At 62.2% G+C, this 14959-nt stretch carries 14 protein-coding genes; 5 read left to right on the top strand and 9 right to left on the bottom strand.

Annotated features, from left to right (window positions below; all coding sequences use genetic code 11):
* Positions 1-2: 2 nt before the first annotated feature.
* The 8 genes from LVD11_RS00115 to LVD11_RS00150 form a co-directional block, all read right to left on the bottom strand.
* Complete coding sequence (locus tag LVD11_RS00115; protein ID WP_237054713.1) at positions 3-2450, bottom strand: heavy metal translocating P-type ATPase; 2448 nt, start codon at positions 2448-2450, stop codon at positions 3-5.
* Positions 2450-2983: a FixH family protein gene (locus LVD11_RS00120; protein WP_237054715.1), complete on the bottom strand. Its 534-nt coding sequence runs from the start codon at positions 2981-2983 to the stop codon at positions 2450-2452. Before LVD11_RS00120 ends, LVD11_RS00115 begins: the two co-directional genes overlap by 1 nt.
* 60 nt (positions 2984-3043) lie before the next feature.
* Positions 3044-4462, bottom strand: a complete 1419-nt coding sequence (gene ccoG / locus LVD11_RS00125) for a cytochrome c oxidase accessory protein CcoG (protein WP_237054717.1) — start codon at positions 4460-4462, stop codon at positions 3044-3046.
* A 140-nt stretch (positions 4463-4602) separates the two neighbouring features.
* Complete coding sequence (gene ccoP / locus LVD11_RS00130; protein WP_237054719.1) at positions 4603-5511, bottom strand: cytochrome-c oxidase, cbb3-type subunit III; 909 nt, start codon at positions 5509-5511, stop codon at positions 4603-4605.
* Complete coding sequence (locus tag LVD11_RS00135; protein ID WP_237054721.1) at positions 5508-5762, bottom strand: cbb3-type cytochrome oxidase subunit 3; 255 nt, start codon at positions 5760-5762, stop codon at positions 5508-5510. Before LVD11_RS00135 ends, ccoP begins: the two co-directional genes overlap by 4 nt.
* A 19-nt stretch (positions 5763-5781) precedes the next feature.
* Entirely contained in the window at positions 5782-6399 is a 618-nt protein-coding gene (ccoO, locus tag LVD11_RS00140) for a cytochrome-c oxidase, cbb3-type subunit II (RefSeq protein ID WP_237054723.1), read from the bottom strand.
* 12 nt (positions 6400-6411) lie between these two features.
* On the bottom strand, positions 6412-7866 hold the full coding sequence (gene ccoN / locus LVD11_RS00145) for a cytochrome-c oxidase, cbb3-type subunit I (RefSeq protein ID WP_237054725.1): 1455 nt from the start codon (positions 7864-7866) through the stop codon (positions 6412-6414).
* Positions 7867-8013: 147 nt separating this feature from the next.
* Positions 8014-9234, bottom strand: coding sequence for an argininosuccinate synthase (locus tag LVD11_RS00150; protein ID WP_237054727.1), 1221 nt, complete (start codon positions 9232-9234; stop codon positions 8014-8016).
* Positions 9235-9554: 320 nt separating this feature from the next.
* Between LVD11_RS00150 and pyrC the strand changes: the two genes are divergently transcribed.
* The 5 genes from pyrC to LVD11_RS00175 all read left to right on the top strand — a co-directional run bounded on the left by pyrC (position 9555) and on the right by LVD11_RS00175 (position 13856).
* Positions 9555-10583 carry a dihydroorotase gene (pyrC, locus tag LVD11_RS00155; protein WP_237054729.1) on the top strand — a complete coding sequence of 343 codons (1029 nt, stop codon included), beginning with the start codon at positions 9555-9557 and terminating at the stop codon, positions 10581-10583.
* Between the two features lie 150 nt (positions 10584-10733).
* Complete coding sequence (gene rnt, locus LVD11_RS00160; protein WP_237054731.1) at positions 10734-11408, top strand: ribonuclease T; 675 nt, start codon at positions 10734-10736, stop codon at positions 11406-11408.
* Positions 11409-11550: 142 nt separating this feature from the next.
* Positions 11551-12060: a hypothetical protein gene (locus LVD11_RS00165; RefSeq protein ID WP_237054733.1), complete on the top strand. Its 510-nt coding sequence runs from the start codon at positions 11551-11553 to the stop codon at positions 12058-12060.
* A gap of 112 nt (positions 12061-12172) precedes the next feature.
* On the top strand, positions 12173-13207 hold the full coding sequence (locus LVD11_RS00170; RefSeq protein WP_237054736.1) for an extracellular catalytic domain type 1 short-chain-length polyhydroxyalkanoate depolymerase: 1035 nt from the start codon (positions 12173-12175) through the stop codon (positions 13205-13207).
* Between the two features lie 448 nt (positions 13208-13655).
* Entirely contained in the window at positions 13656-13856 is a 201-nt protein-coding gene (locus LVD11_RS00175; RefSeq protein WP_237054738.1) for a PFL_1563 family small protein, read from the top strand.
* Positions 13857-13943: 87 nt separating this feature from the next.
* Here the strand turns inward: LVD11_RS00175 and secF are convergent, their stop codons facing one another.
* Positions 13944-14945, bottom strand: a complete 1002-nt coding sequence (gene secF / locus LVD11_RS00180; protein WP_237054740.1) for a protein translocase subunit SecF — start codon at positions 14943-14945, stop codon at positions 13944-13946.
* Positions 14946-14959 lie beyond the last annotated feature (14 nt).

Genomic DNA, 14959 nt, shown 5'->3' on the forward strand with positions numbered 1-14959 from the left:
TTTTACCTCCCGCTGTCCAGCACAGCTTCAACTTCCGCCCCGACCCGGGTCGCCACCGCCCGCGGCTGCCAGCGCGAAAGGCGCAGGGCGTTGAGGACTACAACCAGGGAGCTGGCCGACATACCCAGCGCCGCCATCCAGGGCGGCACCAGGCCGCACACGGCCAGCGGTAACGCCAGCGCATTGTAACCCAGCGCCCATCCCAGGTTCTGGCGCACCACCCGGCGACACCGCAGGGCCAGCGCCAGGGCCTGCGGCAGCACCTGCAGGTCGCCCCGCAGAAGGATGGCATCGGCGCGGGAATGCGCCAGGTCCGCGGCGGACATCAGCGCCACCGACGCATCGGCACCGGAGAGTACCGGTACGTCATTGAGCCCGTCACCCACCATCAGCACCCGCTCGCCGCTGCGTTGCAGTTCATGTACCCGCGCCAGCTTGTCCTCCGGCGCCGCACCGGCACGGTATTCGTCAATGCCGGCAGCCTGTGCCATACGCGCCACTTCGGCCGACTGGTCGCCGCTCAGCAACTCCACAGCCAGTCCCTGACCTGCCAGGGCCTCAACCGCCGGTACCGCAGACCCGCGCAGCCGGTCGCCAATGGCTATCCATGCAATGGCGCCGTCATCATCACCGAGCAGGAGCCACTGGCCTTCCTGTGCCGGCAATGGCTCATCCCGCCCGGCAAAATCCGCACGCCCGAGTCGCAGCCGCCTGCCGCCCACAAATCCCTCCAGCCCGCGCCCGGTATGGACCTGCACGCCAGAGGCCATTGCATTCCCGCGCCACGCGCGGAACGCCCGCGCCAGGGGGTGGTTGCTGTGGGACTCCAGCGCCGCCGCCACATCCCGCACCTGTCCGGCATCCCAGCCTTCACGCAGGCAGCGGATATCCAGTATGCGGGGCTCTCCACGGGTCAGTGTGCCCGTTTTGTCAAACACCACGCGGGTAATGCGCGGCAGGGTTTCCAGCAGACTGCCGCCCGCGACCAGCAGGCCCAGCTGCTGCAGGCGCAACGTTGCCGCCGCCATTGCCGCCGGCGTTGCCAGGGAAAGTGCACAGGGACAGGTGACCACCAGCACCGAAAGGGCGATCCAGAAGGCCCGCGCCGGCTCCACCAGCCACCAGAAAAGAAAGGCACCGCCTGCAGCCAGCAACACCGCCGCCACAAACCAGCCAGCCACCCGGTCCGCCAGGGCCACCTGGCGGGGCTTTTCCAGCTGGGCCCGCTCCACCAGCCGCTCAATGGCGGACAGGCGGGTGGATTCTCCGGCCGCGGTGACTCGGACTGTCAGCGAGGAATCACCATTGACGCTGCCAGCAAAAACGCGGCTGCCAGCCTGCTTCTGCTGCAATGCCGATTCACCGCTAAGCAGTGACTCGTCCACACCACTGCTGCCCTCCAGCACTTCCCCGTCGGCAGGAATGGTGTCCCCGGGGCGTAACAGGATACGGTCACCCGGCCGCAGCGCGGCAACCGGCACCTGCGCTTCCCCGTCGCCCTCGAGGCGTGCGGCAGTAATCGGCAACAGCTGGGCCAGCCCGCCACTGGCGAGCCCGGCACGGTGACGTGCGCGCATTTCAATGGTGCGGCCCAGCAAAAGGAAAAAGGTGAACATTGAGATGGACTCGAAGTACACCTCACCGGTATCGAACACCGTCGCATACACGCTGGAGACATAAGCGAGGCCTATCGCCAGCGACACCGGCACCTCCATGCTCAGGTGGCGGTTACGCAGGCTTCGCCAGGCGCCGCGGAAGAATGGCTGTGCGGCGAAGAAGACCACCGGGGTCGCCACCAGCAGGGAGACCCAGCGAAAATAACGCTCTAGCTCCGCCTCTATCCCGGAACTCTCGCCAAAGTAGAGTGCGATGGCGAACATCATCACCTGCATGGTGCCCAGGCCGGCCACGCCCAAACGGCGCAGTGCGGTGCGCCGCTCCCGCAGCAGCAACTGCTCACTTCCGGTTGCAGTGGCCGGTGCCGGCCGGTAACCGATATCCGCCAACGCCGTGAACAATGTAGCGGGAGTCACCTCCCCGGGATTGAAAACCACCCGCGCGCGGTGGGTACTGGCATTCACCGAGACCTTCTCCACCCCGGGAATCTTGCCCAGGTGCTGCTCGATAAGCCAGACACAGGCAGCACAGGTGATCCCGCCCACCAGCAGGCTTGCCACACGCAGGTCACCCTCCCAGTCCCGCACAAAGTCAGCCTGCACCTCGGGCAGGTCGTAGGCGGCCCAGCGCTCCGTCGGCGGCACAACATCGGGTCGCTCGCTGGTCGCATCGCGGTACCGGTAGAAGTTATCCAGCCCCCCGGCCGCAATAGCACCGGCCACGGCCTCGCATCCGGGACAGCACATAGGCTGCTCGGTCCCATTGATCAGTACCGAGTGGCGGCTGCCCGCCGGAACCGGCAAGCCACAGTGGAAGCAGGATCGATCGGCCATTAGCGGGCCGGATTGAGGGGGGCGGCGTCCCCCAGGTCAAAATTGATTTCGCCCTTCAGGCGCCACTCGGCTTCGAAGTGCCGGCCGGGGTCGGTCTCGGGCATCAGGCGCAGGTACCAGCGGTGCTTGAGCGCTTTCGGCAGGCTGGCCCGATAGCGCCCGGGCCCGGTCGCCTCGAGCAGGATGTGCCGGTCCATATCGGCTTCCACCGGGTGGCTCAGGGTAAGCAGCAGCTGTTGCGGGTACTCCAGGTCGCCGTTCAGCTCCAGGGTCACTAACTTGTCGCCGCTGGCAAATTTCACCAGCCCGGCCAGGCCCAGCTCTTCCGCGCGGCGATCCTGCTCCTCACTGAAGTGGTACATGCGGCTGTCTTTGTAATAGGTATCACTGACCGTATCGTCCGCAAAGCGCACGGCAATCGATACAAAGACGGTAGAGGCAATCACTACCAGGATCAGCGGTGCCAGCACCATCCATGCCCAGGGCTCGCGATACCATGGCCTTGGGCTGGATTTAGGGGAGTGTTCAGTCACATTTACGCTCATTTTGAATCAGGAAATACTGCCGGTCTTCCCGACCTGGGTACCGGGACCCTATTGCTTCGGCCCGATAAAGACCGTGCGATGCCGGTCCATCAGCTCCGGGTTGTCCACCGCCTGCACAATAATGGAGATATTGTGCTTGGTGTCCCTCAGCTGCTCCCTCGGGACACTCACGCGAATGGGCACGGAATAGATCTCTCCTTCCTGCAGGTAGATCTCCCGCGGCATCCGCAGGGAGTAATCGTACCCTTCCTCGCCCTCGACGCGAATGGTGAATTCGTGACCAGCACGGTCCATATTGTTGATCTTGACCGTATAGACATTCTGGATGTCACCACGGTACTCGCGGTACATGCGCGCTCCGCGATCCCGCAGGACCTCTGCCTCGACGGGGCTGCGGGTCACCACCTGCTGGGTAAACAGGCCAATCATTGCCAGCAGCACGAAGGCATAGCCAAACAATCGGGGGCGGAAATAGTTGGTTTTGCCAGTTTCCAGCTCGTCCTCGGAGGTGAAGCGGATCAGGCCGCGAGGGTAGCCCATCTTGTCCATCACGCTGTTGCAGGCATCCACGCACAGGCCACAGTTGATGCATTCATATTGCATGCCGTCGCGGATATCGATATCCACCGGGCAGACCTGCACACACCAGTAGCAGTCGATACAGTCGCCCATGCCCTCGGCCTTGTAGTCGACGCCCTTCTTGCGCGGGCCACGGACTTCGCCGCGGTCGGCATCGTAGTACACCGCCAGGGTGTCCTTGTCGTACATCACCGACTGGAAGCGGGCGTAGGGGCACATGTACTTGCACACCTGCTCGCGCATAAAACCGGCATTGAAATAGGTGGCCAGGGTAAAGAACGCGGTCCAGAAAGCGCCCTGGGGATGGGCACTGAAGGTTGCCAGGTCCACGACCAGGTCACGGATACCGTAAAAATACCCAACAAAGGCGAGTGCGGTGGCAAAGGAAATCAACAGCCAGATGGCATGGGTGCCCCCCTTGCGCAGCACTTTCTCCGCACTCCACGGCGCCGCATCCAGTTTCATGCGCTTGCTGCGGTCGCCCTCGCACACCCGCTCGGCCCACATGAACATCATGGTCCAGACCGTCTGCGGGCAGGTAAAACCGCACCATACCCGGCCCAGCCAGGTGGTGACCGCAAACAATGCAAAGGCGGCAATAATCAGCAACCAGGCCAGCAGGAAGCCATCCTGGGGACCGAAAGTGGTCCAGAGAATGTGGAACTTGCGCTCGGGCAGGTCAAAATGGACCGCCTGGCGTCCCTCAATGGTCAGCCACGGGATAAAAAAGAATGCAGCCAGCAGCGGCAGGCCGGTGTACTTGCGCACGCGGGTAAAGAAACCGCGAATATGGCGGGTATAAACCTTGTCGTCGGACTCGTAGAGCATGCGGTAGCGGACTTCGCCATCGCCTTCCTGCTCTTCCCTGGTCGGTATCAGATCGCTCACGGAACCTCACTTATACCCGGGCGCTGGGCGAACGGGCACTCTGGTCTGGTATCAAACGATGAGGCTTTTCTTATTCGTCCCTGTGGCGCCCGAGTCCTGGAAGGCCCCGCGGATGCGGGGCCTGGATTAGTTGACTGGCGTTACTGTGCCGCTTCCTGCTGGCGGGACAGGCTGTAGACGTAGGCCGCCACCAGGCGGATCTTGTCTTCCCGCAGCTTGCCCTTCTGGGCCGGCATCTGGTTGCTGCGGCCGCCGCGGATAGTATGCTGGATCTGCTCGCGACTGCTGCCGTAGAGCCAGATGTTATCCGTCAGGTTGGGAGCACCCAGGGCCTGGTTACCCTTGCCGTCCGCGCCGTGACAGGCCATGCACACGGTGCCGAAAACCTGCTTGCCCTCGGCCGCCATTTCCGCGTCGTGCTCCAGGCCATTCATGGACAGTACGTATTCAGCAGCATTCTTGACCCCCTCTTCACCAATGATGGGCCCCTGCGCCGGCATCATGCCCTGGCGACCCTTGTGCAGGGTCTCGAGGATTTTCTCAGGAGTGCCACCGTAGAGCCAGGCATCATCAGTCAGGTTGGGGAAGCCGTAGTTACCCCCACCGTCTGCGCCGTGGCAGACCGCACAGTTGTTGGCGAAGATGCGTGCACCCATTTTCAGCGCGTCGCGGTTGTCCGCAATCTGCTCGATCGGCATTTCAGCGTACTTGCCGAAAGTCTCATCGAACTTCTCAAGCGCCTTTTCCTGGCTCGCCTCCAGCTCACCGACGGAAGTCCAGCCGCTCACACCCTTGAAGTTACCCATGCCCGGGTAAACCACCAGGTACAAGGCGGAAAACACCAGCGTACCCACAAACATCAGGAACCACCAGCGCGGCAGGGGGTTATCGTATTCCTCGATGCCGTCATAGACATGACCGGTCGTCTGGTTACCCGGCTCCTGCTGGTCATCGACCGCCACCTTGCGGTTGGCGAAAAGTACCCAGATCACCAGTGCCAGGTTGGCGAGCGTGAGCACAATTACCCAAATACTCCAGAAAGTACTCATTTTTCGTCCTGCCCCTTGTTCTTGTCTGCGGTAGGCGTGCCGGAACCGCGCCGGTCCCCTGCCGCCGAATTCTCTTCAGTGTCTTTTTCATCTGCCGCCTCAGCAGAGCGCTGCGACAGCTCTTCGTCAGCAAACGGTAGCTTGGCGTCCTCCTCGAAGCGCTTGCGGCGCTTCGGGGAAAAGGCCCACCAGCAGACGGCCAGGAAGGCCACCGCGCCCAGTACAACAGCAATCTGACGCAAAATATCCATAGCTATTACCGCCTTTCCGTTAGCGCTTCTGCTGTACCAGCACCCCGAGTTGCTGCAGGTAAGCCACAAGGGCATCGATTTCCTTCACGCGCCCCCCCACAAAGGGTTCGCTCGCCTTGGCAATGTCCTCATCGGTGTACGGGACCCCGACCGCACGCATGGCGCGCATCTTGGCCGCGGTGTGTTCACCGGTGACAACATTGTCGAACAGCCAGGGGAAGGCCGGCATGTTGGATTCCGGTACCACATTGCGCGGGTTGTACAGGTGCGCCCGGTGCCACTCGTCGGAATAACGGCCGCCCACGCGTGCCAGGTCCGGGCCGGTGCGCTTGGAGCCCCACAGGAACGGGTGCTCGTAGACATATTCCTGCGCCATGGAGTAATGGCCATAGCGCTCCACCTCGGCGCGCAGCGGGCGCACCATCTGGGTGTGGCAGACGTGGCAGCCTTCGCGGATATAGATGTCGCGACCTTCCAGCACTACCGGATCCCACGGCTCGAGGCCCTCGATCGGCTCATTGTTGGCCTTGATAAAGAACTGCGGAACGATCTCCACCAGGGCACCAAAGCTGATGGCTACGCAGATCAGAACGACCATCAGACCGATGTTTTTTTCTACTATGTCATGGTTTTTCACGATCTGACCTCCTTATGCAGTCTGCGCGTGCGGCACGATGTTGTCTTCACGGCCGGCATTTTCTTTCTCCGTCACCGTGCGGAACACGTTGTAGGCCATCAGCAGCATACCGAACAGGAAGAAACCACCGCCGATAAAGCGGACCACGTAGCCCGGATGGCTGGCGATCACACTCTCGACGAAGCTGTAGGTCAGCGTGCCATCGGCATTGAAGGCGCGCCACATCAGGCCCTGGGTAATACCGTTCACCCACATTGCGGCGATGTACAGTACGGTGCCCACAGTGGCCAGCCAGAAGTGCGCATTGATCAGCTTCACACTGAACATTTCCTTGCGGCCGAACAGCACCGGCACCAGGTGATACAGGGCACCGATGGAGATCATGGCCACCCAGCCCAGTGCACCGGAGTGCACGTGGCCCACGGTCCAGTCAGTATTGTGGGACAGCGCATTCACTGTCTTGATGGACATCATCGGGCCTTCGAAAGTGGACATGCCATAGAAGGACAGGGACACGACCAGGAAGCGCAGGGTCGGGTCAGTGCGCAGTTTGTGCCAGGCACCGGACAGGGTCATGATGCCGTTGATCATACCGCCCCAGGACGGCGCCAGCAGGATCACGGACATGATCATCGCCAGGCTCTGGGTCCAGTCAGGCAGCGCCGAGTAGTGCAGGTGGTGGCCACCGGCCCAGACGTAGATGGAGATCAGCGCCCAGAAGTGCACGATGGACAACTGGTAGGAGTAAACCGGGCGGCCCGCCTGCTTGGGCACGAAGTAATACATGATGCCGAGGAAGGCCGCGGTCAGGAAGAAGCCCACCGCATTGTGGCCGTACCACCACTGGATCATGGCATCGGCGGTACCGGCAAAGATCGAATAGGACTTGAACGGGTAAACCGGAATGGCCAGGTTATTGACGATATGCAGCGCGGCAATGGTGATGATGTAGGCACCGAAGAACCAGTTGGCCACATAGATGTGACTGGTCCGGCGCTTGGCGATGGTGCCGAAGAACACCAGCGCGTATGCCACCCAGATCAGTGCGATCAGGATATCGATGGGCCATTCCAGCTCGGCGTATTCCTTGGAGGAAGTCAGGCCCATCGGCAACGTGATTGCAGCGGCAACAATAACGACCTGCCACCCCCAGAAGGTGAAAGGCACAAGCCAGCCACCCCACAATGGGGTCTGGCAGGTTCGCTGCACCACGTAATAGGACGTGGCGAACAGCACACTGCCACCAAAAGCAAAGATCACCGCGTTGGTATGCAGCGGACGCAGGCGCCCGAAGTGGGTGAAGGGCTGGAACAGGTCGTTCAGCGCCGGCCAGGCCAGCTGGGCAGCAATAAGCACGCCCACGCCCATCCCCACGATACCCCAGACCACCGACATGATGGTGAACTGGCGCACGATCTTGTAGTCATAGGCTGGCGATGAGCCAGTCTTTACCACGCTTGTCGTCATTGTATTACTTCCGTTGCTTTATTGAATTTGGTTCCAATAAACGAGCGCAGGCCCGCCCCTCGGTATTACGGCTCTATCCACTTCACGATAGACAGAGCTCGCCAGCAGGCGACGATTTAAACGCATCATTCGCCCGCCAAACCTGATTTAGATCAAGTCTCGCCCCTTGCCCGCGGCAATCCGCAACCGCAGGGCGTTGAGTTTGATGAAGCCCTCGGCGTCTTTCTGGTCGTAGGCTCCCGCGTCATCCTCAAAAGTGGCGATGCGCTCGTCGAACAGGCTGTCGGCGGAGCGGCGACCCACGGCAGTGACGCTGCCCTTGTACAGTTTCAGGCGCACCTCGCCGTTTACTACCGCCTGCGACTCATCAATGGCAGCCTGCAGCATGCGGCGCTCGGGTGACCACCAGTAGCCGTTGTAGATCAGCTTGGCGTAACGCGGCATCAGCTCGTCTTTCATGTGGGCCACCTCGCGGTCCAGGGTAATGGACTCGATCGCGCGGTGCGCCTTGAGCAGGATGGTGCCGCCGGGGGTTTCGTAGCAACCGCGGGACTTCATGCCCACATAGCGGTTCTCGACAATATCCAGGCGGCCGATACCGTTGGCGCCGCCCAGCTTGTTCAGGCGCTCAAGCATGGTCGCCGGGCTCAGGCGCTCGCCATCAATCGCTACCGGGTCGCCATTCTCGAATTCCAGGGTGATGTATGTAGGTGTGTCCGGTGCGGCTTCCGGGCTGACGCTCCAGCGCCACATGTCTTCCTCGGCCTCAGCCCAGGGATCCTCGAGGATGCCACCCTCGTAGGAGATGTGCAGCAGGTTGGCGTCCATGGAGTACGGCGACTTCTTCTTGCCGGAGGAGAAATCCACCGGAATCTTGTGCTGCTCGCAGTACTGCATCAGTTTGTCGCGGGAGTTCAGGTCCCACTCGCGCCAGGGGGCGATCACCTGGATCCCGGGCTTCAGGGCATAGGCGCCCAGCTCGAACCGTACCTGGTCGTTGCCCTTGCCGGTGGCGCCGTGGGAAATGGCATCGGCGCCGGTCTCATTGGCAATCTCGATCAGGCGCTTGGCGATCAGCGGGCGTGCGATGGAGGTGCCCAGCAGGTACTCGCCCTCGTAAATGGTGTTGGCACGGAACATGGGGAAGACAAAGTCCCGCACGTACTCCTCGCGCAGGTCATCGATGTAGATTTCCTTGACGCCCAGTGCCTCTGCCTTGGCCCGCGCCGGCTCAACCTCTTCGCCCTGGCCAATGTCAGCGGTGAAGGTCACCACTTCACAATCGTAAGTCTCCTGCAGCCATCGCACGATAACCGAGGTGTCCAGTCCGCCGGAGTATGCCAGTACAACCTTGTCGATCTTGCTCATTGTGTTCCTCAGCCAGGAGTATTACCGGCACCATGCATAGTCCCGCAGGGCAGCAAACTGCGCCGCGAATACGAGCTGATGGTGTGTTTCTGGGGGGAATTATTGTTCGAAGTGCGCCCAGGGTCGGCGGTCCCGCCGCCTTATTCGGGGCGCGATTGTAGCGCCTCAGGCGGCGATCGACTAGCACCTATGCTTACGTCACTGCATTAACCGGTCGCGCTGGTTATTTTATAAGCAATCGCACCGTCGCAATTTCCCGGCGGTTCGGTTAGCATCGGCGCCCCGACAGCCCAGAGAAAGATATCCCGCGGTACACCTCCATGGAAAAACTCACGCTTCGCACCCCTGATGACTGGCATATCCACCTGCGCGATGGCGACGCCCTGGAACGCACGGTCGGCGATGCCGCGCGCCAGTTCCGCCGCGCCATTGTCATGCCAAACCTGGTGCCGCCGGTGGTCAATGCCGAGGATGCCCTCTTCTACCAGCTGCGCATCCGCGAGCAGATTCCCGCTGGCAACCCGTTCGAGCCGCTGATGGTGATCTACCTGACCGACAAAACCGATCCAGAGGTCATCCAGCTGGCCCACAAGGCGGGCGTAGTGGCGGCCAAGCTATACCCGGCCGGCGCCACCACCAACTCGGACTCCGGGGTAACGGATATCGCCAATATCTACCCGGCGCTGGAGGCCATGCAGGAGTGCGGCATGAAGCTGCTGCTCCACGGGGAGGTCACCACCAGCGATATCGACATCTTCGACCGGGAGCAGGTCTTCATCGAGAAAATCCTGTCGCGGGTAGTCGAGGACTTCCCTGCCCTGCGCATCGTGCTGGAACATATCACCACCGCCAATGCGGCGGAGTTCGTCGGCAAGGCGCGCGACGGGGTCGCCGCCACCATCACCGCCCACCACCTGCTGTATAACCGTAACCATATGCTGGTGGGCGGTATCCGCCCGCACTATTACTGCCTGCCGATCCTCAAGCGGGGCTACCACCAGTCCGCACTGATCGAGGCTGCAACCAGCGGCAACCCGAAATTCTTCCTCGGCACCGATTCGGCCCCGCATGCACAGGGCAAGAAGGAAGCAGCCTGCGGCTGCGCCGGCTGCTACACGGCCTTCAGCGCCATCGAACTCTATGCCGAGGTGTTCGAGCGGGCCGGTAAGCTGGAGCGGCTCGAGGCCTTCGCCAGCGAGTTCGGCCCCGACTTCTACGGCCTGCCCTGCAACCAGGGCACCATCACCCTGGTGCGCGAACCCTGGCAGCTGCCGGAGAGCCTGCCCATGGGGAGTGAGCAGCTGGTCCCCCTGGCCGCCGGCGAAACCCTGAACTGGCGGCTGGTTTAACCACCTGGTCGCCGGAGCGCCGAAACAGGATGCAAAGGCCCGGATGCCGGGTGCCGATTGTGAGATGATTGCCGAGTAGGCTGACGAGCAAACGGCCACCGGCAGACGGGCCGCCCCAGAAAACCAAGCAATACCGATTAAGGAGTCCCAGTGACCCCCGCCGAAGAACCCACCGGACCGAAAAGCCTGCTGGCCCAGCGATTCCGCGGATTCCTGCCCGTCGTGGTGGACCTGGAGAGCGGTGGATTCAACTCCCGTACCGATGCCTTGCTGGAAATCTCGGCGGTAATCCTGGACATGGATGAAGACGGCCACCTGTTCGCCGAGGAGACCCACAGCTTCCACCTGGAGCCGTTCGAGGGCGCCAATATCGAACAGTCGGCGCTGGACTTTATCGGTATCGACCTGGAATCGCCGGACCGGGACGCCTGGCCCGAGGAAATCGCGCTGCCGGAACTGTTCCGCAAGATTCGCAAGGCGATCAAGAAACACAGTTGTACCCGCGCCGTAATGGTGGCCCACAACGCCCACTTTGACCTGGGGTTCCTCAACGCCGCGGTGGAACGCTGCGGTATCAAGCGCAACCCCTTCCACCCCTTCTCCTGCTTTGACACCGCCACCTTGGCCGGACTCGCTTACGGCCAGACCGTACTGGCCAAGGCCTGCCAGGTCGCGGGGCTCGAATTCGACAACAGCAGCGCCCACTCCGCCGAGTACGACGCCGAGAAAACCGCCGAACTCTTCTGCGGTATCGTCAACAAGTGGCGCGAACTGGGGGGCTGGCCCCTACCAGACGCCCCGGTGACCGAACAGGAAGAAGGCTGATTGCGCACCTGCCTTCCCCCTGGGGGGCACAGACCGCCGCCTCGCCTGACACTTCTTTTCTCTTCTAAACACCAGCAACCCCTCGTTGCCCATAGACTGCCCCGTTCAAGCACGGGCCAGGCAAAGCAACGGGGAGATCACCATGCGACCAGTTATTCTGCTGGCCATTGTCACCACAGCGGTGGGCGCGGCGAGCTGCAGCAGCAGCGCCACTGACAACGACCGGGCAATGCGGGAGTTTTTCGACACCCATATCACCGGCAACGACGCCAAGCGGTTCGAGTACACCATGCACATAAGGCCACCGGAACGCCGCGGGCGCAGCCGGAGTACGGGCAAAGGCAGGGGCGGAACAGGCACCCCGGGCAACGCTGGCAACCGCGCCGACTGGCAGGCACGTATGGAAGCGATCTGGGAGAAGTACCTGCAGCAAATGAGCCTCAAACTGCGGGAAGGCGTGAAGGCGAAACTGGCCGAAACCGGCTACTGCCAGGAAGGTTATATGGAACTGGAGCGGGTGGTGACCCGGGGACGCCTGTCGCTGCGCGGCGAGTGCCGGGACGGGGCCACCGACGAAGACCGTAAACGGTTTCCCAACCCGACTGCCCCCAAGCCGCGGGCCGACCATCGTTTGACCCCCTCAACTGATTGAGCGGGCCGCGGCGCCACAGTCACAGCGCCTACAACCAAAGTCCCATTTCCCCCGCGGCAGCGCCCGCCTAGTCTGGTCCGCCTATAACTCCATAAAAATAATGGTGAATGCGATGAAGATCCCCACTCCCCGGGGCGGCACGGCGGCGGCACTGGCTGCTGCGCTGTGCATACCGGCCGAGGCGTCTGCCGGCAACTGGCAGGAGGACGCCACCATTGGTGGTTTTGACAATGTCCATATCTACACCCCGGACGGCCGTTCCAGTATCGGCGACGGCAAGGCCCTGCTGATCATGCTGCACGGGTGCGTACAGCCCATCGATAACTACCTGGCCGCCAACCTGGAAGACGCTGCGGAGGAGTTCGGTATGGTGGTGGCAGTTCCCGAGGCCATGAACAAGGCCGGCTACGGATGCTGGTCCTACTGGGAGGGAGCCACGACTCGCGGAACAGGCGACTACCAGAACCTGATCCAGCTCGCCACTGCCCTGTCCGGTGACGCCGGGCGGGATATCGACCCGAACCAGTTGTACATTGCCGGACTCTCCTCCGGGGCCAGTTTTGCCAACACGACCGCCTGCCTGGCACCGGACGTGTTTGCCGGAGTCGGCGTCAGTGCAGGTCCCAGTATTGGCACCAGCGCCAGCGGCGCCCTCGGCCCCTGCGAATCGGCGGATGTGGCCAGCCGCTGCCGCGACTATGCCGGCAGCTATGCCGGCCACCTTGAGACGCAGCTCGCCTCGATTGCCCACGGCACCGAGGACACCACGGTTAATGCCTGTTACAACGAGCAAAACGCCAGCGGCATGGCCAAGGTCTACGGTGTGGCCCGCCTGCCAGGCATCAACACCATTTCCGATGGCGCACGCACGGCTAAAGAAACATTGTGGCAGGACGGGCGGGTTTCCATGCTTTGGCTGGACGGCGTCGCTCACTCCTGGTCCGGGGGCGAGGGCGCGGCCGGCAGCTACATCAGCAGCACCGGCATCAATTACGCCCGCTACCTGGGGCAGTTTTTCCTGGAGAACAATAGGCGGGCTGGCCGCGACCAGTCCCCGGAGTCGAGCCAGCAGGAAAGCTCCACGAATGGCGACCCTATCCCGGCCACGGGCTCCAGCAAGCCCGGGGGCGGCAGCCCGTCACCATGAGAGGGGGCGACGGCATGTTGCGGCGCTGAGGCCACGGCAGGCTGGAATCGGGCGCTGGTGGAGATCGACCCGCGTCTGTCCGGTGTGCTGTTTGGCCGGGTGTCGCCGGGGCACCGGTGGTGCCCGGTTGCCCCGGGAAATAGCGGCCGCGGGAGCGTCGCCCCCTTGTGACCTGGCGACCGCGGCCTTTCCATGACCGCGCCCTTGAATCCCCGCGCCCCTGGACGTGTGGCCCTGGCGCGGGCCTGTAGAAGCCTCCCGCCACCGGGTTTCAGGGCCCTCGGGCCCGAATAAAACGCCCGCTAAGACGCCGGGCTTTTTATGTTGCGATCGGAAAAAAACAGGGCAGGAAATGTTGCGAACTGCGCGCAACGGAGTGGCTTTCGGCGAAAAGGTGATTTTTTGTGCAAACTGCTGTAGAATAGCCCGCTCACGAAGAAACCGGATAATGACAGTGGCCAAGAAATCGACCTCTGCTGCCAAGCGCAAGCAGCCCACCGCCCTCGAGACCAGCGAGAGTATCGAAGCCCAGGTACAGGCCTTTCTCGCTTCCGGTGGCGAAATCCAGCAGGTCCCCAAAGGGGTAAGCGGACAGACCAGCACCTCCGGACCCAAGCACATCACCCTGGGTAAAAAGCCCCGCGCCTGATCCCTAATTTGAGCTCCCCCGGTAACCGGGCAGCGAGCATCCACTGCGGGTGCGGCCATCGGCCGCCCCGCGGCGTGATCAATTGCCTCAGGGCATCTCTTCCAGTTCGGCCCCTTCCTTCACTGGCGGCATCAGGTCTTCCTTGGTGATACCCAGCGCCATCAGGATATTCGCCGACACATAGATGGAGGAGTAAGTACCTACCAGTACACCTACCACCAGGGCCAATGAGAAGTTGTGGATCAACTCACCACCGAAAAACTGCAGTGCGAACAGCACCAGCAGGGTCGTCAATGACGTCATCAAGGTACGGCCCAGGGTCTGGCTCAGGGAGATATCGATAATCTCCTCGGATTCCGCCTTACGCACCTTGCGGAAGTTTTCCCGGATGCGGTCTGCCACCACGATGGTATCGTTCAACGAATAACCGATCACCGCCAGTACCGCAGCCAGCACCGTCAGGTCAAAGTCCAGCTGCAGCAGCGCGAAGAAGCCCAGCACCAGGATCACATCGTGGATCAGGGCGGCAACGGCACCGATGGAAAATTTGTACTGGAAACGCAGGGCTACATAGCCCATCACCACAGCGAGGGCGAACAACATCCCCAGACCGCCATCGTCGCGGAGCTCTTCACCGATCTGCGGGCCCACCACTTCCACGCGACGCAGGTCCACGTCGCCGTCGGAGTTCTGGCGCAGTACCGTAACCACCTTGTCACCGATGGACTGGGTGGCGTCCTCATCGCGGGCACTGGTCTGCGTCTGCTTCTCGGTCACCTCCGGCGGCAGCTTGATCAACAGTTCGTTATCGGAGCCGAAGCGCACCACGGTGGCGCCCTCGTAGCCCGCGTCAACCAGCTGACCACGCACCTCCTCGATCTGCGGTGCAATCTCGTAGCCCACCTCCACCTGGGTACCGCCGGTGAAGTCCAGGCCGAACTTGAGGCCGTTCATCGCCAGTGCGGCGATCGAGGCAACGATGGCCAGGATGGAAAGCGCCGCGGCCAGCTTGCGCCAGCGCATAAAAGAAAACACGCGCTTGCCCATATACTCGGTGATCTTGCCGTCTTCTACTTTTGTTTCGCTCATGGTCGCCTCTTCTC

This window comes from Microbulbifer sediminum, from assembly GCF_021729035.1.
GTDB lineage: Bacteria > Pseudomonadota > Gammaproteobacteria > Pseudomonadales > Cellvibrionaceae > Microbulbifer > Microbulbifer sediminum.

Bases quoted from the DNA above. Each gene is read 5' to 3' on its own strand.
- LVD11_RS00115 (WP_237054713.1), bottom strand. From the start codon at position 2,450: ATGGCCGATCGATCCTGCTTCCACTGTGGCTTGCCGGTTCCGGCGGGC.
- ccoP (WP_237054719.1), bottom strand. From the start codon at position 5,511: ATGAGTACTTTCTGGAGTATTTGGGTAATTGTGCTCACGCTCGCCAAC.
- LVD11_RS00135 (WP_237054721.1), bottom strand. From the start codon at position 5,762: ATGGATATTTTGCGTCAGATTGCTGTTGTACTGGGCGCGGTGGCCTTC.
- ccoN (WP_237054725.1), bottom strand. From the start codon at position 7,866: ATGACGACAAGCGTGGTAAAGACTGGCTCATCGCCAGCCTATGACTAC.
- LVD11_RS00150 (WP_237054727.1), bottom strand. From the start codon at position 9,234: ATGAGCAAGATCGACAAGGTTGTACTGGCATACTCCGGCGGACTGGAC.
- pyrC (WP_237054729.1), top strand. From the start codon at position 9,555: ATGGAAAAACTCACGCTTCGCACCCCTGATGACTGGCATATCCACCTG.
- LVD11_RS00165 (WP_237054733.1), top strand. From the start codon at position 11,551: ATGCGACCAGTTATTCTGCTGGCCATTGTCACCACAGCGGTGGGCGCG.
- LVD11_RS00170 (WP_237054736.1), top strand. From the start codon at position 12,173: ATGAAGATCCCCACTCCCCGGGGCGGCACGGCGGCGGCACTGGCTGCT.
- LVD11_RS00175 (WP_237054738.1), top strand. From the start codon at position 13,656: ATGACAGTGGCCAAGAAATCGACCTCTGCTGCCAAGCGCAAGCAGCCC.
- secF (WP_237054740.1), bottom strand. From the start codon at position 14,945: ATGAGCGAAACAAAAGTAGAAGACGGCAAGATCACCGAGTATATGGGC.